The organism is Natronobeatus ordinarius (assembly GCF_024362485.1).
Lineage (GTDB): Archaea > Halobacteriota > Halobacteria > Halobacteriales > Natrialbaceae > Natronobeatus > Natronobeatus ordinarius.
Genome location: NZ_CP101456.1, coordinates 135786 through 151185, shown reverse-complemented (window position 1 = coordinate 151185; position 15400 = coordinate 135786). Strand labels below are relative to the sequence as shown.

Below are 15400 nucleotides of genomic sequence, written 5' to 3'. Positions count from 1 at the left end.
TCGCCCGCTGGCGCTGGCTCCCGAGAGCGTCGGCGAACGAGTTACAGCGTAACCAGTTCCCCGTCGTCGGGTACGGCAACGCCCTCCGTCGCCGCCCGCAGTTCCTCGCGCGTGAGCAGACAGTGGTTGATCGCCTCCACGTGGACGACGACTACCGTGGCGTCGGTGGCGTCGCGGACGGCCCTGACGTCCGAGACGCCCATCGTGATCGGCTCGCCGTGAGTGAACCGTGCTTCACCACCGTTGAGGACGACGAGGTCGGGCTCGAACCGCTCGAGCGTCCGTTCGACCCCGTCGTACCAGACCGTGTCACCGGCGAGGTACAGCGTCGTCCCGGCGTCGAAGACGAACCCGGAGACCGGCCCCATCTCCTCGGCCAGCTGTCCGCGTCCGTGCCGGGCGGGCGTCCGGTGAATCGTCACGCCGCCGAACGACTGCTCGTCGTCGACGGGTCGCACGTCGGTGAAGCCATCCTCGAGGAAGGCGTCCGCCTCTTCGGGCTGGCAGAACAGGGGGACGTCGGCCTCGAGCGTCTCTTTCGCCGCCTCGTCGAAGTGATCGAAGTGCCGGTGGGTGACGACCACGGCGTCGTGGGACAGGTCGACGTCGGGCATCGCCACGAGCGGGTTCTCTCGGTCGTTCGGCGTCTCCGAAACCGGCGGCAGCTCGCCCGGGGAGGCAAAGAGCGGATCGACGAGGAACGTGGTCTCACCGACGGTCACGAGGACGGTGGCGTTCCGGACGAGGCGAAGGCTGACGGTGGAATCGGTCGACATACTCGAACTCGGACCCGACACGCTATAGCCCGGTCGGAACGTCGAGGGACGTCGTCTCGAGGCCCCACTCCTCGACCAGCCCCTGTAGCGCCCGGACGCCGAACGTCTCGGTGGCGTAGTGGCCGGCGAGGAACACGTGGATGCCGGCCTCCTTCGCCTCGTGGTAGGCCTTCCCCTTGCCCTCGCCCGTCACGAGGGCGTCCGCACCGGCCGCGACCGCCTCGTCCAGCCAGTCGGTGCCGCTGCCGGTGACGATCGCCACCTCCTCGATCTCCTCGGGGCCAAAGTCGAGGACCTGCACCGGCTGGCCGCCCGTGTCGAGGTCGGCCTCGAGTCGCTCGCGCAGTTCCGCGGGCGTGTACGGCTCGGTTGCCGTTCCGCGCTGGCCAATGTACTCGGGGCCGAGTTCGCCGAACGGCGTGCGATCCTCGAGGCCGAGGACGTCCGCGACGCCCGCCGCGTTGCCCAGTTCCTGGTGGCCGTCGAGCGGGAGGTGAGAGACGTACAGCGCGAGGTCGTTCGAAAAGAGCGGCTCGAGGCGGTCGTACGTCCGCCCGGTGACGCGCTCGATGCCGCCCCAGGAGAGGCCGTGGTGGACGACGAGGACGTCCGCGTCCGCGTCGGCGGCCCGCTTGAACGTCTCGCGGACGCCGTCGACGGCGAACGCGACGTGCTCGACGGTCCCCTCGTCGGGGCCGACCTGCAGCCCGTTGGCGCTCGCGTCGAGGTCGGCGTAGTCGTCCGTTCGCAACTGCGCGTCCAGTCGGTCGACGAACTCCGTGAGTCGCATACCTGTAGGTGCGGACTCGAGGGGCTTGTATTCGCCCTTCTCGGTCGCCGCCGACTTCACCCGAACTTGAGGAACTCTGGCACTCGGCCGAACTCGAGGCGACTCACCCGCACTCGAGGCTCGCCTGGACGGCTGCGTTCAGGCGGGTTCCTCGGCCGCCGCCAGTCCCTCGGTCGGCTCGGTGTCCGCGTCGACGACCAGGACGGGAATCGTCGTGGTCCGGGCGACGCGTTCCGTGACGCTTCCCAGCAACGCCCGTCGCACACCCTGTCGGCCCTGGGAAGTCATCACGACGAGGTCGACGTCCTCCTCCTCGGCGAACCGGACGATGGCCTCGTGGGGAACGCCGGCCTCGATCACTGGGTCGATCGTGACTCCTTCGGCCTCGGTGTGTTCACGAATTCGGTCGATCGCGCCCGCGGCCTCCTCGTGGAGCTCGCGCATCTCGCCGAACTGGCCGGTCTCGATGCGGTCGACCTGTTCGGACCCCAGCGTCTGACTGATCGCCTCGGTGTCGACGACGTACATGACGTGAAGCGTCGCGTCGAACGTCGACGCGAGCCGCGCGGCGTACGGGGCTGCCTTCTCCGCTGCCTCGCTGCCGTCGGTCGGGACGAGGATCTCGCCGAACATGTGCTAACATACCACTTCCTGCTAAAAATCGTTGTCCTCCCCGGTGGCCGGGTGACCCCGTCCGTCGATGGCGTCGCTTCTGTGGCGACGTTACCGTGCGTCGGCGTGCGAGAAGACGAACTCGCGAAGCAGCTTCCCGGCGAGGGAAGCGGCCTGGCCGTCGTCGCGGTCGTTCACCTCGACCACGTCGAAGCCGGTCGCGTGGGGGGCCACCTCACGAACGACGTCGCGCATCTCGCGGGGCTCGAGGCCGAACGGCTCCATCGTCCCCGTCCCCGGCGCGTAGGCCGGATCGGCGCCGTCGATGTCGACGCTCAGGTAGCCCTCGCGGTCCTCGAGTCGATCCCCGAACGAGAAGTCCGCGACCTCCTCGGGCGGGACGACGGTGACGTCGGCCTCGGCCGCACGCTCCCACTCTTCCTCGCTGCCGGTTCGGGCACCCAGGACGATCGCCTCCTCGACGCTCTCTTCCTCGAGAATCCGTCGGGTCACGCAGGCGTGGCTCTGTGGGTTGCCGTCGTAGGCGTCGCGGAGATCGAGGTGGGCGTCCAGACAGACGAACACCTCGGGCTCGACTGCGCGCACACCGGCGGCGGAGATCGTATGTTCGCCACCGATCGCGAGGGGAACGGCGTCGTCCCAGACGACGTCACGCAGGGTGCCCTCGAGGAACTCGAGGTAGGCGGTGACGTCGTCCCAGGCGTAGACGTCGCCCTCGTCGTGGACGCCCAGCTCGGTGAAGTACTGGCCGGTCCGGACGTCGTAGTCGTCGAACGTCTCCGCAAAGGTCCGAATGCGTCGGGGGCCAAAGCGGGTCCCCGGCTCGAAGGTCGTCGATGCGTCCAGGGGCGCACCGACGACCACGAAGTTCGCGTCCTCACGATCGGCGGTCGCCCCGGGGAACATCAGACGATCTTTCGCTGGCCTTCCATCTCGAGGTACTCGATGTTGTCGTCGGGTTCGACGTCGACGTCCTCGGGGATGCGCATCGTGAGGGTTTCGTAGGTTTCGAGGTCCATCACCTGCATGTCGTCGCCGCTGACGGAGACGACCTGGCCCTGTTTGCGCTCGATGATCGGGACCCAGATCTTCGCGTCGACGGGCTGGGAAAGCGAGCGTTTCTTGTCGTCGAAGACGCCACGGGCCTCGATGCGGGCTTTGGCGCTGCCGTGTTTCCCGGGCTTCGCCGTCGAGTAGGCGTTGATCTTGCAGGCCGCGTCGTCGATAACCACGTAGCCACCTTCCTGGAGGTCGCGAACTTCTTTCTGCTGTTTCGCCATAGGGCGGGGTAAACAACCGAACTTGATAAACCGTTTGGATCGGCATAGCGAGTCCGTCCGGCCCGCTTTGAGGAGGAAACGCCTTCTTGCTCTGTGCCCAACGCGGCGACATGAACGAGGTGGTGGTCGTCGCCGTCGCCGTCGTCCTCGTGACCGGCGTGGCGATCGTGATCCGTCGTCGTGGCCGTGACCGTCGCCGGGGGCACTCGAACCCGACTTTCGTCTGCCGCCTCGACGACCGCCTCGCCGAGACGCACACCGAACGCCGGACCCACCTCGAGCGACCGCCGACGGTGCGCGAACTGGCCGTCGTCGACCGGGTCGAGGGCGACCCCGTCTACGTGCCGGTCGTCCGCGTCGACCTCGGGACGGCCGACACGCCGGGGCTGGAACTGGTCTTCGAGTACGTCGCGAGCGTGCTCGAGGCGATCCACCCCGAACTCGCGGACGAGCGCGTTCGCCACTACGACCTCCAGTTCACGTTCGGCCCCGGCGGCCTGCTCGTCTCGGGCGAGTGTCGCCGGGTGTCGGTCCCGCCGGAACTGGCCGACCGGCTCGTGAGCGAGCCTCGCTATCGTCCACGCGACCTCCACCGGGACGTGAAGCGAGGCGACGACGGGGGCGAGGAGGCGCCGGTGCTGTGGGGCGACTGCCGGTCGGACGGCTCCTGAGCGGCTGACGGGCGAGAAACCGGCTCGAGTTCCGCGGTCGGCAACCCGAAGCCGATCCGGAAGTCGTCGGGGTGGCCGAAACACTCCCTGGGCGCGAGGGCAATGCTCGCTTCTTCGCTCGAGGCCGTCGAACTCGCGGCCGTTCTCGAATCCCTCCGGGACGACTGAGACGCCGGAGATGGAGGTGGTCCTCGAGGTCCGGTGGCAGCGATTCCCGACAGTTCGTTGCGGTCAGTTCGTTGCGATCCGTGGCGCGACGAGGAACTCGACGGCCCCCTCCCCGTCGACGATGTCGTACCGGATCGACAGCGGTTGCTCGACTCCCAGGCGGAGTTCGAATGCGGCGTCTCGCGGGGCCGCCCGCGCGATCGGTTCGAGGTAGTCGATCGAGAACAGCGACCGCGCCTCTCCGGGATCGAGCTCGAGGAGGTCCTCGTCGGGTAGTTCGAGCGAGACGTCGTCGGTGTCGCCCTCGGCAGAGACGGCGAAGGCGGCGGGGTCGGGCTCGACTGCGAGTTCGGCGTGATCGGCGACCATCCCGGCTGCCCGGATCGAGCGAGCGACGTCAGCGCCCTCGGCGACTGCCCGCGCCGTTCCGTCGAAGTTGCCGATCCCTTCCGGCGGCGACCGGAGCACGTCCGGGTCGAGCAGGGCGAGGTCGTAGGCGAGGCCACCGATCCGAATGTGCAGGCGACGCGTCTCGGAATCGAGCGCGAGTCGAACCGTCCCGCCCGAGTCGGCCATCCCGACGACGTCGCCGAACCGAGCCGCGTCGATCCCGACGTGAACCTCGGTCGCGTCGAACGCCTCGAACGCCGCCCGGCCGAGGTCGACCTCGACGCAGGCGACCGTCGCTGGATCGATCCCCGTCAGGCGAATCCCCGCCTCGTCGATCTGCAAGTGACACTCATCGAACAGCGCGAGCACCGGCTCGAGGGCCGACCGAAGAACGTTCGCCTCGACCGTCGCCTGAACCCCCGTCACGTCCCGGCCGGCCTCGCCGACCGTGGAAGTCGCTTCACTCATGTCTCGGTCGTCGTATCAGAGACAGGAGCTATAAGTATTGTTGAGCGTATCCGATACATAATCTGAAACAGGGTATCTATATATGAGCTAAAACCAAAGCATAACCTGATACCGAGTATGTCTGCTGGAGAACGCGAACGCGGCATCCTGAGTGAGGCGGATCGAACGTACCTGCGCGGCGAGACCGAGTACGCGAGCGTCCAGTCGGAGCGAAACGCGCGGGCCCGGATTCGAGACCGGGTGTACGAGGGGGTCAGGGACTTCGAACTGCTGGTCGAGGGGCTACCCGCGGCGGATCGGAAACTCGTCTTCGAGAAGCGCGTCGCGCAATTGGACGGCGCCGAGGCGTTCGACGCCCTGGTGTCGGCCGTGGCCTTCCTCTACCTGGCGGTCGGCGACACCGACCTCGAGTTCGAGCGGGTGCTGCACGAGGCCGTCAACGTCGCCGAGGCCCGGTCGGACCGCGCGGCGACCGTCGACCTCGATCTGACCTACCACTCGCTGTCCGTCGAGGAGTTGCGACACAAACTGAAACGCGGCGAGGAGCTCTCGCTCACCGAGATTGCCTATCTGCACCGCAGCGACGACGTCGGGACGGACGAACTGGCGCGGTACTTCGAGGACGAAGCGGCGGAACTCGACGACGGCCGCATCCAGTCGAAGGTGACGGACTTCTGATCAGCCGAGCACCCGGCCCACGCGCTCGAGTCCCTCCTCGAGTTCGTCGGTCGGCAAGCCGAAGCCGATCCGGAAGTAGTCGGGGTGGCCGAAACACTCCCCGGGGGCGAGGACGACGCTCGCCTCCTCGACGACGGTCCGACAGAACTCGCGGCCGTTCTCGAACCCCTCCGGGACGGTGACGAAGCCGTTGACGCCGACGGGGTCGTGCCACTCGAGGTCGTGTTCTTCGAGGAACGTCTCGACTCGGTCGTGGTGGTCTGCGGCGAGCGCGCGATTGGCCGCCAGGATGTCTGCCTCCTGCTCGCCGAGGGCCTGTTTCGCGACGTGCTGGTCGATCAGTCCGGGCGAGATCGTCGTGTAATCCTTCCAGTTCCAGGCCGCGTCGACCACCTCGCGGTCGCCGACGAGCCAGCCAAAGCGGAGGCCGGCGAGCCCGTAGGCCTTCGTGAGGCTCGTCGTCGACAGCCCGTAGGGGCCCATGCTCGCGACCGGCGGGAGCGGCTCCTCGGCGAGCAGCCGGTACACCTCGTCACAGAGCAGGTAGGCGTCGTTGTCGGCGGCGAGGTCGTACAGCGCCTCGACCCGGTCCAGGGGATGGTAGCGTCCCGTCGGGTTGTTCGGGTTGTTGAGGACGACCAGCCGCGTCTCGGGGCGGATCGCGTCGGCGACGGCGTCGACGTCGAGGCTCCACGTACCCGGCTCGAGTGGAACGCGCGTCACCTCGCCGATCGCCTCCGGAACCGAGTACAGCGCCTGGTAGGTGGGAGTGACGACGACTGCGTGCGCGTTCGACGACGCGGAACGGGGCGGCGAGGCGGCGTCGCAGTCGGGCGAGTCCGGGTCGGAGAGCAGCGCGAGGAACGCGAGGAAGTTCGCCTCCTGGGTCCCGCAGGTGAACAGCACCTCGTCGGCGTCGCGACCGTAGCGTTCGGCGACGTCGGCGCGAAACGCCGGGTCGCCGTTGGTCGGGATCACGTACCCCAGGTCGCCGGGGTCCGTGTCGAATCGGCTCGCGGGCAGGCTCCGAATGCCGCTCTCGGCGAGCATAATGTCCGCCTCGTGTTCGTACTCGGCGAACCACCGCTCGAGCTCGAAGGGGTCGATCTGCATACGCGGCCGGACGGTTCGGGGGGAGGAGAAGCCATCGGCTCGAGCGGGCGCTCGTCGTGCACGGCCCAGAATCATCGTCCGACCCGTCGGCGACTGGCACGCTATCACCGAACACACCGTCGCGGACGCCTGACTGCCTGTGGCGGAGAAATGTTTATCCCCGCCGACTACCGAGTTCGGGCGAACGCGCGTCGGTTGGTCGACGCTCGAGGTCCCATGAAGATCCTCTCCTGTAACGCCGGCTACCTGCTCGGCTACCAGAACGTCCTCGGGGGGTACGTCCCGCCGCCGGTCAGCTCGGTGCTCGGCAACGCCGAGGTCGAACGGCAGGCGCTCGAGCGACTCGTCTCGGTCATCGAGCGCGAGCGCCCCGACGTGGTGTCGCTGCTCGAGGTCGACCTCGGCTCTCACCGCACGGCCACCGACGGACAGTTCCGGACGCTTCTCGAGACGCTTCAGGAGCGGGGGCTGTCCTACGGGGGTGACGTCGCCAACAAGTACGGCGACGGCGGGATCGTTTCGTCGCTGCCGTTTTTCGGCCACCTCGGAAACGCCGTGCTCTCGCGGTCGGATCGGCCGACGACCAGACACTACTTATCGGCCGGCCGGAAACGGCTCGTCCTCGAGGTCGAACTCGCGGCCGACGTGGTCCTGTTCATGGTCCACCTCTCGCTCGGTTCCCGGAGCCGGGCGCGTCAGCTCCGCGAACTGGCCGACCTGGTCATCGACCGTGCCCGTGGCCGGGACGTGGTCGTGACCGGCGATTTCAACACGTTCGACGAGACCGGTGCGCTTGGTGCGTTCGCCGACCGGGCGGCCCTCGAACTGCGGGTCCCCGGCGAGACGATTCCGGCCCGGCCGCTCGACGACCTGTTCGTCAGCTCGCGCAGTATCGACCTCTTTCTCTGTTCGCCGTCGATTTCCGTCGAGCGCTGTGACGTCCTCGACGTCCAGCTCTCAGATCACCGTCCGATCGTGCTCGAGGCGGGCCGCTGATCGGCTCGCGAACTCGAGTGGCCGAACCGAAATCGTGTGAACGAAACAGAGAATTGAGTAGCCAGGAGTGTGTGTACCCAACCGAATGAAGACCGAGCTCGAGCCGACCGTCGAGTTGCTGGGCACGGACGACTCCGACCGCCGGTTTCAGGAGGCCCTGTCCGACCTGTTCGCCAGGGACGGAACGGTCTACCTCGTCAGCGGCTACTTCACGTACCTTGGCTACCGCGCGATCCGCAACGACATCGTCTCCTTTCTCGAGCGTTCGCGGGACAACGAGCTGGTGGCGATCGTCGGTCCCGCCTCCGACCAGTTCTCCGCCAGAATCGCCTACGACCTCTGGAAGCTCGACGATCACGATCAGGTGCGGCTGTACAAGCAACCGCGCGGGCTCCACGCGAAGCTCTACCTGCGCGACGGGCCAGAACCCAGGTGTATCATCGGCTCCGGCAACATCACGCAGGTCGCCTTCGAGTACAACGTGGAGCTGAACGTCGACATGCGGCGAGAGTGCAGCGACCACCCGGACATCCGGCAGTTCCTCGAGTGGGTCGACGAGCTCGTCGCAACGTCGACGCCGCTCCGGCGCCGGGACATCTTCGGCCCCGTCCAGGTCGGGAGCTCCTTCGTCAACTGGTCGAACAAGGCGCGATTGCTCCCGGTTCGCAACGTGGCGCTCAGGGTTATCCCGGTCCTGTTGCTCCTCATGTTGCTCGCGGCCATGTTCAGGCTCGTTTGAGTCTCCGTCCCGGCCAGAACGTCGAACCGACTCGAGCGGCCGGACGAGCGCCAGACGGACCTTGACGAGGTCGGCGCCGGAGGCGACGACCGGGCGGCATCGACCGACGGCTGACGCCTCATCCCCACCGGAAGCCGACCGGCTCCGCCGCCGGCTCGAGCGGGCTCTCCGGCAGCGCTTCCCCCGGGTCGGGGTCGTTGTACTGTCGCGGCGCGACGTCGTTCGGTCCGTCCGGGTAGTACAGCGACGCCAGCAGCTGGAGCTGTCCCCGGCCGACGTCGAGTTCGAACTGGCCGCCGCCGTACAGTCGGATGCCGTGCTCCTCGCAGTACCGAAGCGTCTCGAGCAGCGACGCCAGCGAGCCAAAACGCGAGGGTTTGATATTGAGCCACGAGGGCTCCCACGGCAGAGCCTCGACGTCGCCGAGCCCGTGGATCGGCGCGTCCCAGGCGACCCGCTCGCGGACGTCGGGGTCGTCGAACAGCGGTCGTGTCTCGTCGGTCAGCGCGGGATCCTCGATCACCGCCCCGGGGAACGCCTCGAGCACGCGTTCGTAGAGCTCGGGATCGGCGGGGACGTCGACCTCGGTGCCCTCGTACTGCCCCTTCAGGTCGAGGATTCGGACCGCGCCGGTCGCCGCGAGGTCGTCGATCAGCGCCGCACTCCACTCCGGCGTCGGGTCGAGTTTGAACTCGAGGCCCGGGACGCGCTCACACAGCGCCTCGACGCGGTCGGCCGTCGGCGGGTCGCCGAGGCGGGTGCTGGCGACGAAGCGGACCGGCTCGGGTGACCGGCCGAGCGCCGTCGCGAGATCGGTCCCCGCCTGCCGGAGCGCGAGGTCGAGTGCCGCGCTCTCGAGCGCCCACCGGCGATAGTTCCGGGAGGCGTGCTGGTCGGGGTCGCCGGCCGGAAAGAGCTCGAGGTCGCCGACCCGTTCGGAGAACGAGGCGAGGGTGTGTTCGCCCTCGAGTTCCCCTTCGGGCAGCCCGGTTTCGGCGAGGGCGTCGTGTTCGTCGGCGTCGTAGGTGACGTCTTCACCCAGTCCGGTCTCGCCGTCGCCGGCGAGCGAGACGAGCGTCGTCACTCGAGTGAAGTCGCTCGAGGTTTCGCGTTCGCGTCGCTCGAGGCTCACTGCATCGACGGTGACGGGCAGCTCGAGCAGTTGATCGATTGCCATGCAGGCCGTTCGACGGGCTGCGGTAAAACGGTTCACCGGCGAGCTCGGGTCCGTGTCATCGGGTGGTTGTCCGAGAAGCGACGCTATTCGCCGGTCTCCAGTCGAGAGTGTGGCTATTCGACCGATTGCCGGTCGAGAACGACGCGATTCGACGGGTGGCGGTCGAGAACGACGCTGCTCGCACGAAACACGAATGCATCCGCCCATCCTCGCGCGAGCCTCGCCTCGACGGCGAGGCCACGCGCTCGAGGATGGGGCCGCCACGCCTCCCCGGCGGCGCTGGGATGTGTGTCGCGCCTCGGTACCCCTCGGCGCGACGCACGGGTGCGCCGCCGCGACCACGTGGTGTGGTGAGTCGGTCGGAGTGGCGTGGTCGGTCGTCGACTCGAGGGACGGTCGTGAGTCACCCGGCGGGCGGCGTCACTCTTCGCGCCGGCGCTGGCGGAGGTTCTGGCGGGTGAACTGTGGTTTCGCCTGGAGCGATCGCGGTTTGCGGAACGATCGGTAGAGCAAGAGCGTGATGGCCGCGGAGAATATCGCGGCGACGATCGACGCTTCGGGAGCCTCGAGCGCGTAGAGGACGCCCATCGAGAACAGCCCCATCGTGAGCAACAGGCCGTAGACGAGCCGTTTGGCGAGTTTGTCGAAGTTGCCCCGGGAGTCCTCGACGTCGACGCGAACGTAGAGGTCGTCGCGGTCGGCCCGGTCGAGGAGGCGTTCGGCTTTCGGCGGGACGCGGACGATCGACGACGCCGAGTGGCGAAGCTGGTCGCCGGAGGCCTCGAGGTAGCGGCGGATCGACTCCTCGCGGTAGCCTTCCTCGGTGAGGTAGCTGGTGGCCGTCGAGATGAAGTCGAAGTCGGGATCGAGGGTGACACAGACGCCTTCGACGACCGTCGCCACGCGGAGGACGAGCGCGAGGTTTTTGGGCAGCCGGAGGGGGAACTCGTAGATGGAGTCTTCGACCTGGCCGACGATCTGCTGGACGCGGTACTGTTCGATGTCCTCGCCGCGGGCGTCCTGGATCGCGAGCTCCATCACCTCGGCCATCATGCCCCGGTCGGCGTCCGGACTGAGGGTTCCGATCGCGATCAGCGCGTCGAGGATCGCGTCGATGTCCTGGTTCGCGACGGCGATGTAGAACTCGACGATCTTCTCCTGGACGTACTCGTCGACCCGGCCGCTCATCCCGAAGTCGTAGAAGACGATCCGGCCGTCGTCGGTCACCGCGAGGTTACCGGGGTGGGGGTCGGCGTGGAACACCCCGTCGTCGACGATCATCTGCATGTACGACCGCTGGAGGTTCTCGGCCAGGCGTCCGCGGTCGATCCCCTTCGCCTCGAGCGTCTCGACGTCGGTGATCTTCGTCCCGCCGACGTACTCCATCGTGAGCACGCGTGCGCTCGAGTGGGAGTCGATCACCGACGGGATGCGGTACCGGTCGTCGTCGGTGAAGTTCGCCCGGATCTCCTCGAGCATCGTCGCCTCGCGCTCGTAGTCCATCTCCTCGCGGATCGTCTTCGCGAACTCGTCGGCGAGGTTCTCGAGGGAGAACGCCCGCGCGTCGTCGACGAAGTAGAGCAAGAGCGGCATCGACCACCGGATCACCCGGAGGTCGGCCTCGACCAGCTCCTCGACGCTCGGTCGGCGGACCTTGACGGCGACCTCGGTCCCGTCGTCGAGCCGGCCCCGGTAGACCTGGCCGAGGCTCGCGCCGCTGATCGCCTCGGTGTCGAACTCGGCGAACCGCTCCTCGACGGGACCCAGTTCACCCTCGAGGACGACCTTCGCGTCGGCCCACGCCGCCGGAGGCACCCGGTCTTGCAGCGCCGAGAGCACGTCGATGTACGCCGGCGGGAGGACGTCCGGCCGGGTCGAGAGCAGCTGGCCGAGTTTGATGAACGTCGGCCCGAGGGTCAACAGCGACTCGAGCAACACCTCGGCACGCTGGCGGTGGGTCTCGGCGGTAACCCGTCGGGGACGACCGAACAGGAAGAACCGTCGCCTGTCACGGGCGTAGGCGAGCAGGATCGGCAGGAAGTGCCACGCGACGACGACGAACCGTCGGTACGCGCGGAGTGACGCCAGGATCGGTCACCTCGCGCTAGGACTCCTCGCCGACGACGTCGATAGTCATCTCCGCCGACGCCTCGCGTTTGGGCAGACGCAACTCGAGGACCCCCCGGCTGACCGACGCCTCCGCGCCCCGTTCGGTCGCGTCGCTCGGCAGCGGCAGGTCGGCGTCGACGAACATCGAGCGGTTCTCCTCGAGGTAGCGGTAGTCGCCGGGGACGTCTTTCTCCCGCTGGGCCTCGATGGTGATGCGGCCGCCGTCGACCGTGACGTCGAGCGTCTTCGCCGAGACGCCCGGTACGTCGAGCACGAGCAGGTACGCCTCGTCGCTCTCGAGTAAGTCGAAGAACACCGCGTCCGAAAGGTCCCGCAGGGCGTCGCGGAGCGCTGACATGGCTCGAAGTTAGTACGCCGATACGAAAAAGCCCGCGGTCGCGGTGGCCTCGACGACCGTCCCGCACGCTTTTCCCGTCCGCCCACGCCAGCTACCGTATGGAAGGAGCCGACCGCAACCGAACGGAGGCGGGGTTCAGGGAACGAACGCGCGTCGCCGACGCCCACGAGATCCTTCGCGAGGCGGTGGCCGGACTCGAGGGGCCGGCGACCGAGCGCGTGGCGCTCACCGACGCCGACGGCCGGGTACTCGCCGAAACGGTGACGGCGGCGCGAAACGTCCCCCACTACGATCGGGCGGCGATGGACGGCTACGCCGTCCGGGCGGCCGACACCTTCGGCGCGAGCGCTCGCTCGCCGGCCGTCGTTCGGATCGGAGCCGGACGCGTCGATCCCGAGACAGCCGTCCGCGTCCACACCGGCAGCGAGGTCCCCGAGGGAGCCGACGCGGTCGTGATGATCGAACACGTCGAGGAGCTCGAGGCGATGGGCGAACTCGAGGTCGAAGACGCCGTCGCCGAGGGCGAGAACGTCGCCCCCGCGGGCGAGGACGTCGAGGAAGGCCAGCCCCTCTACGAGCCGGGTCACCGGCTTCGCCCCTCGGACCTCGGGTTGCTCCGCTCGACCGGCCGCGAACGGGTCGTCGTCGCCGAGCGGCCGACCGTCGGGGTGATCCCCACTGGCGAGGAGCTCGTCACCCACGACCCCGACCCGGGGCAGGTGATCGAGACCAACGGGCTCACGATCTCGCGACTGGTCGAGCGCTGGGGCGCTCGAGCGACCTACCGCGACATCGTGACCGACGACGCCGAGGCGTTGCGAGCCGCGATCCAGCGCGACCTGACGAAGGACGTCGTCGTCACCACCGGGGGCTCGTCGGTCGGCGAGCGGGACCTCATTCCGGAGGTGATCGACGACCTCGGCGAGGTGCTCGTCCACGGCGTCGCGCTCAAACCCGGCCACCCCGTCTGTCTGGGGATCGTCGAGGACACCCCCGTCCTCGCGCTGCCGGGCTACCCCGTCGCCTGCATTGTCAACGCCGTCCAGTTCCTCCGCCCCACGCTGCGGTGGCTCGAGGGAGCCGAGCCCGACCCGCACCCGACGACGCAGGCCCGCCTCGAGCGCAAGATTCCGAGCGAACCAGGTACTAAAACGTTCGCCAGGGTGGCTCTCGAGGAACGCGACGGCGAGCGAGTGGCGATCCCCACGCGAGCCAGCGGCTCGGGCGTGCTCTCGAGCGTGGCGCTCGCGGACGGCTGGGTGGTCGTCGAGGAAGCCCGCGAGGGGATCCCCGAGGGCGAGACAGTCACGGTCGAAAACTGGGAAGTCAATCCCTGACTACCGACGCTGCCCGAGCCGCTTCGCGTGGCGGTAGACCGTCGTAAACGCGAGCGTGTTCGTCGCGAGACTCGCACACAGCAAGCACAGGTTTCGTCGCTCCGTCCACTCGATGCGCTCGGTCTCGTCGGTGGTCGAGACGACCACGAGGTGCGCGAGCGCCGTCGCCGTCCAGGCGGCGACCGCGAGGATCGCCAGGACGCGTCTGCGTCGGTCCATGTATCTGAATTCATCGGCGATCTATAAAGTCACGACCTTCGATCGACATGGCTCGTCGGCCGGGATCATGGCTCGTCCGCGTCGCGATCCTGGAACCGGCGAGCGACGAGGACGAACAGCCCCGAGAGGATCATGTACAGCTCCCAGCCGTTCGCGGCGATGGGGAACCGTCGATCGGTCGGCTCGTCGGGCACGGGGTCGGCCGTCGGCTCGACGGGGTTGGCGACGTGGACGTCCGCCGTCGTCCCCGTCTCGCCGGCGTCGGTCGCGACCGCCCCCGTCTCCGGATCACGCTGAATCTCGACGAACGTCTGGACGACGCCGTCGGCCGTCGAGTAGAACAGCTCGCCCTCGAGTCGGAAGAACCGGTCTACCACGGGGAAGAAGACGTTGATCCCCTCGAGGTGGGCGTAGTCGAGCAGCATGTGGGCGAAGACGTGGACGAACAGCGCGACCCAGGCGACGCGGACGCCCCACGGGCCCCACCGGGCTCGAATCCACGACTCCTCGCGGTAACGGGTGTCCCAGTAGAGGGCGATCCCGACGACGATCGGAATCGTCAGGTTGTGCAACAGCGCCCGGTGGGCGCCGGGCATCCAGAGCCCGGCGATCGTGTCGGCCTCGGGGGCGACGACGATCACGAGCAAGACCGCGAGCGCCCGGCGGTCGTAGGCGCCCTTCAGCAGGCCCGCCGCGAGCAACAGGGCGAGTCCGGCGTGGACGACCGTCGACGGCATCAGCGATCCTCCCACAGGCGGATCGCGACGGCGACGAGCGCCGCCGCGACGACGACCAGTTGCCAGCCCGTCTCCACCAGGTGTAGTTCGCGGTCGACGCCTCGCTCGAGGCCGGTCCCCGGCGTCGGGTTCACCCACGTTTCGACGTGGTAGTCGGCGGTCGTCCCCGGCGAGGAGAGCCAGAGCAGGCCCTCGCCGACCTCGACGAACGACTGGACGAGTCCGTCCTGGGTCGAGAACAGCAGGATGCCGACGACCGCGTAGAACCGATCGTGGACGGGGTAGAGGAGGTTGACTCCCGAGGGGGAAAAGAGGTCGACGCCGATCCCGGCGACGACGAAGGAAGCGAGGGAAACCCAGGCGACGCGGACGCCGTACCAGCCGTGCCGGTCGGCGAGCCAGGACTCCTCACGATAGCGCGTGTCCCAGTAGAGGGCGACGGCGACGACCCCGGGGAGCCAGAGGTTGTGCAGGAGGGCGTTCGTCGCCCCGTGGACGACCAGGCTCGCGACCGCGTCCAGATCCGGCAGCGCGGCGGCGAGGGCGACGAACAGGATCGATCGTCGGTCGAACGCCGCCCCCAGCAGGGCGAGGCCGAGCGCCACGCCGAAAGCCACGTTGACGAGCGTCGGCGCCATACCCCGGGCTAGACGTTCGCGAGGTTAAACGTATCGTCGGCGGTGACTGTCGGGGTCGGCCCCGGCCCCGCATCGGCGACCGGCCCGCTCCAGCCGCGGCTGGAGGACTTTTGTCCCCGCGGA

General features: G+C 68.3%; 18 protein-coding genes. 5 read left to right on the top strand and 13 right to left on the bottom strand.

Translation table 11 applies throughout. The features are described from left to right. Positions 1-41: 41 nt before the first annotated feature. The 5 genes from NMQ09_RS00805 to NMQ09_RS00785 form a co-directional block, all read right to left on the bottom strand. Entirely contained in the window at positions 42-776 is a 735-nt protein-coding gene (locus tag NMQ09_RS00805; protein ID WP_255192567.1) for an MBL fold metallo-hydrolase, read from the bottom strand. Between the two features lie 22 nt (positions 777-798). Further along, positions 799-1566 (bottom strand): Nif3-like dinuclear metal center hexameric protein, encoded by a 768-nt coding sequence (locus NMQ09_RS00800; protein WP_255192566.1) that lies wholly within the window; start codon positions 1564-1566, stop codon positions 799-801. 138 nt (positions 1567-1704) lie between these two features. Beyond that, the gene (locus NMQ09_RS00795) at positions 1705-2199 is read right to left on the bottom strand and encodes a universal stress protein (protein WP_255192565.1); all 495 of its coding nucleotides are present in this window, start codon (positions 2197-2199) and stop codon (positions 1705-1707) included. 90 nt (positions 2200-2289) lie between these two features. Next, positions 2290-3105: an agmatinase gene (speB, locus tag NMQ09_RS00790; protein ID WP_255192564.1), complete on the bottom strand. Its 816-nt coding sequence runs from the start codon at positions 3103-3105 to the stop codon at positions 2290-2292. Then, positions 3105-3479: a translation initiation factor IF-5A gene (locus NMQ09_RS00785; protein ID WP_255192563.1), complete on the bottom strand. Its 375-nt coding sequence runs from the start codon at positions 3477-3479 to the stop codon at positions 3105-3107. The genes speB and NMQ09_RS00785 overlap by 1 nt, the downstream gene beginning before the upstream one ends. A gap of 110 nt (positions 3480-3589) precedes the next feature. Here NMQ09_RS00785 and NMQ09_RS00780 point away from each other — a divergent pair, with 110 nt between their 5' ends. After that, complete coding sequence (locus tag NMQ09_RS00780; protein WP_255192562.1) at positions 3590-4150, top strand: hypothetical protein; 561 nt, start codon at positions 3590-3592, stop codon at positions 4148-4150. A 231-nt stretch (positions 4151-4381) separates the two neighbouring features. Here NMQ09_RS00780 and NMQ09_RS00775 read toward each other — a convergent pair whose 3' ends face one another. Continuing rightward, positions 4382-5176, bottom strand: coding sequence for a DNA polymerase sliding clamp (locus NMQ09_RS00775; RefSeq protein WP_255192561.1), 795 nt, complete (start codon positions 5174-5176; stop codon positions 4382-4384). A 117-nt stretch (positions 5177-5293) separates the two neighbouring features. Between NMQ09_RS00775 and NMQ09_RS00770 the strand changes: the two genes are divergently transcribed. Beyond that, positions 5294-5854 carry a DUF8102 family protein gene (locus NMQ09_RS00770; RefSeq protein WP_255192560.1) on the top strand — a complete coding sequence of 187 codons (561 nt, stop codon included), beginning with the start codon at positions 5294-5296 and terminating at the stop codon, positions 5852-5854. Here NMQ09_RS00770 and NMQ09_RS00765 read toward each other — a convergent pair whose 3' ends face one another. Then, positions 5855-6967: an aminotransferase class I/II-fold pyridoxal phosphate-dependent enzyme gene (locus NMQ09_RS00765; protein ID WP_255192559.1), complete on the bottom strand. Its 1113-nt coding sequence runs from the start codon at positions 6965-6967 to the stop codon at positions 5855-5857. 216 nt (positions 6968-7183) lie between these two features. Here NMQ09_RS00765 and NMQ09_RS00760 point away from each other — a divergent pair, with 216 nt between their 5' ends. Next, positions 7184-7963: an endonuclease/exonuclease/phosphatase family protein gene (locus tag NMQ09_RS00760; RefSeq protein ID WP_255192558.1), complete on the top strand. Its 780-nt coding sequence runs from the start codon at positions 7184-7186 to the stop codon at positions 7961-7963. A gap of 85 nt (positions 7964-8048) precedes the next feature. Next, positions 8049-8702 (top strand): phospholipase D family protein, encoded by a 654-nt coding sequence (locus NMQ09_RS00755; protein ID WP_255192557.1) that lies wholly within the window; start codon positions 8049-8051, stop codon positions 8700-8702. A gap of 118 nt (positions 8703-8820) precedes the next feature. On the opposite strand, the gene NMQ09_RS00750 is transcribed toward NMQ09_RS00755, so the two are convergent. From NMQ09_RS00750 to NMQ09_RS00740, 3 genes are all read right to left on the bottom strand, one after another. Further along, positions 8821-9879, bottom strand: a complete 1059-nt coding sequence (locus NMQ09_RS00750; RefSeq protein WP_255192556.1) for a hypothetical protein — start codon at positions 9877-9879, stop codon at positions 8821-8823. Between the two features lie 420 nt (positions 9880-10299). Then, entirely contained in the window at positions 10300-11907 is a 1608-nt protein-coding gene (locus NMQ09_RS00745) for an ABC1 kinase family protein (protein WP_255194621.1), read from the bottom strand. Positions 11908-11983: 76 nt separating this feature from the next. After that, entirely contained in the window at positions 11984-12346 is a 363-nt protein-coding gene (locus NMQ09_RS00740; protein ID WP_255192555.1) for an Hsp20/alpha crystallin family protein, read from the bottom strand. A gap of 98 nt (positions 12347-12444) precedes the next feature. On the opposite strand from NMQ09_RS00740, the gene NMQ09_RS00735 reads away from it, so the two are divergent. Then, complete coding sequence (locus NMQ09_RS00735; protein ID WP_255192554.1) at positions 12445-13683, top strand: molybdopterin molybdotransferase MoeA; 1239 nt, start codon at positions 12445-12447, stop codon at positions 13681-13683. Here the strand turns inward: NMQ09_RS00735 and NMQ09_RS00730 are convergent, their stop codons facing one another. The 3 genes from NMQ09_RS00730 to NMQ09_RS00720 all read right to left on the bottom strand — a co-directional run bounded on the left by NMQ09_RS00730 (position 13684) and on the right by NMQ09_RS00720 (position 15277). Continuing rightward, complete coding sequence (locus NMQ09_RS00730; RefSeq protein ID WP_255192553.1) at positions 13684-13902, bottom strand: hypothetical protein; 219 nt, start codon at positions 13900-13902, stop codon at positions 13684-13686. It abuts the gene before it with no gap. Between the two features lie 65 nt (positions 13903-13967). Then, positions 13968-14639, bottom strand: a complete 672-nt coding sequence (locus NMQ09_RS00725; RefSeq protein WP_255192552.1) for a metal-dependent hydrolase — start codon at positions 14637-14639, stop codon at positions 13968-13970. Further along, positions 14639-15277 (bottom strand): metal-dependent hydrolase, encoded by a 639-nt coding sequence (locus NMQ09_RS00720; protein ID WP_255192551.1) that lies wholly within the window; start codon positions 15275-15277, stop codon positions 14639-14641. Before NMQ09_RS00720 ends, NMQ09_RS00725 begins: the two co-directional genes overlap by 1 nt. Positions 15278-15400 lie beyond the last annotated feature (123 nt).

Bases quoted from the DNA above. Each gene is read 5' to 3' on its own strand.
- NMQ09_RS00805 (WP_255192567.1), bottom strand. From the start codon at position 776: ATGTCGACCGATTCCACCGTCAGCCTTCGCCTCGTCCGGAACGCCACC.
- NMQ09_RS00800 (WP_255192566.1), bottom strand. From the start codon at position 1,566: ATGCGACTCACGGAGTTCGTCGACCGACTGGACGCGCAGTTGCGAACG.
- NMQ09_RS00795 (WP_255192565.1), bottom strand. From the start codon at position 2,199: ATGTTCGGCGAGATCCTCGTCCCGACCGACGGCAGCGAGGCAGCGGAG.
- speB (WP_255192564.1), bottom strand. From the start codon at position 3,105: ATGTTCCCCGGGGCGACCGCCGATCGTGAGGACGCGAACTTCGTGGTC.
- NMQ09_RS00785 (WP_255192563.1), bottom strand. From the start codon at position 3,479: ATGGCGAAACAGCAGAAAGAAGTTCGCGACCTCCAGGAAGGTGGCTAC.
- NMQ09_RS00780 (WP_255192562.1), top strand. From the start codon at position 3,590: ATGAACGAGGTGGTGGTCGTCGCCGTCGCCGTCGTCCTCGTGACCGGC.
- NMQ09_RS00775 (WP_255192561.1), bottom strand. From the start codon at position 5,176: ATGAGTGAAGCGACTTCCACGGTCGGCGAGGCCGGCCGGGACGTGACG.
- NMQ09_RS00770 (WP_255192560.1), top strand. From the start codon at position 5,294: ATGTCTGCTGGAGAACGCGAACGCGGCATCCTGAGTGAGGCGGATCGA.
- NMQ09_RS00765 (WP_255192559.1), bottom strand. From the start codon at position 6,967: ATGCAGATCGACCCCTTCGAGCTCGAGCGGTGGTTCGCCGAGTACGAA.
- NMQ09_RS00760 (WP_255192558.1), top strand. From the start codon at position 7,184: ATGAAGATCCTCTCCTGTAACGCCGGCTACCTGCTCGGCTACCAGAAC.
- NMQ09_RS00755 (WP_255192557.1), top strand. From the start codon at position 8,049: ATGAAGACCGAGCTCGAGCCGACCGTCGAGTTGCTGGGCACGGACGAC.
- NMQ09_RS00750 (WP_255192556.1), bottom strand. From the start codon at position 9,879: ATGGCAATCGATCAACTGCTCGAGCTGCCCGTCACCGTCGATGCAGTG.
- NMQ09_RS00740 (WP_255192555.1), bottom strand. From the start codon at position 12,346: ATGTCAGCGCTCCGCGACGCCCTGCGGGACCTTTCGGACGCGGTGTTC.
- NMQ09_RS00735 (WP_255192554.1), top strand. From the start codon at position 12,445: ATGGAAGGAGCCGACCGCAACCGAACGGAGGCGGGGTTCAGGGAACGA.
- NMQ09_RS00730 (WP_255192553.1), bottom strand. From the start codon at position 13,902: ATGGACCGACGCAGACGCGTCCTGGCGATCCTCGCGGTCGCCGCCTGG.
- NMQ09_RS00725 (WP_255192552.1), bottom strand. From the start codon at position 14,639: ATGCCGTCGACGGTCGTCCACGCCGGACTCGCCCTGTTGCTCGCGGCG.
- NMQ09_RS00720 (WP_255192551.1), bottom strand. From the start codon at position 15,277: ATGGCGCCGACGCTCGTCAACGTGGCTTTCGGCGTGGCGCTCGGCCTC.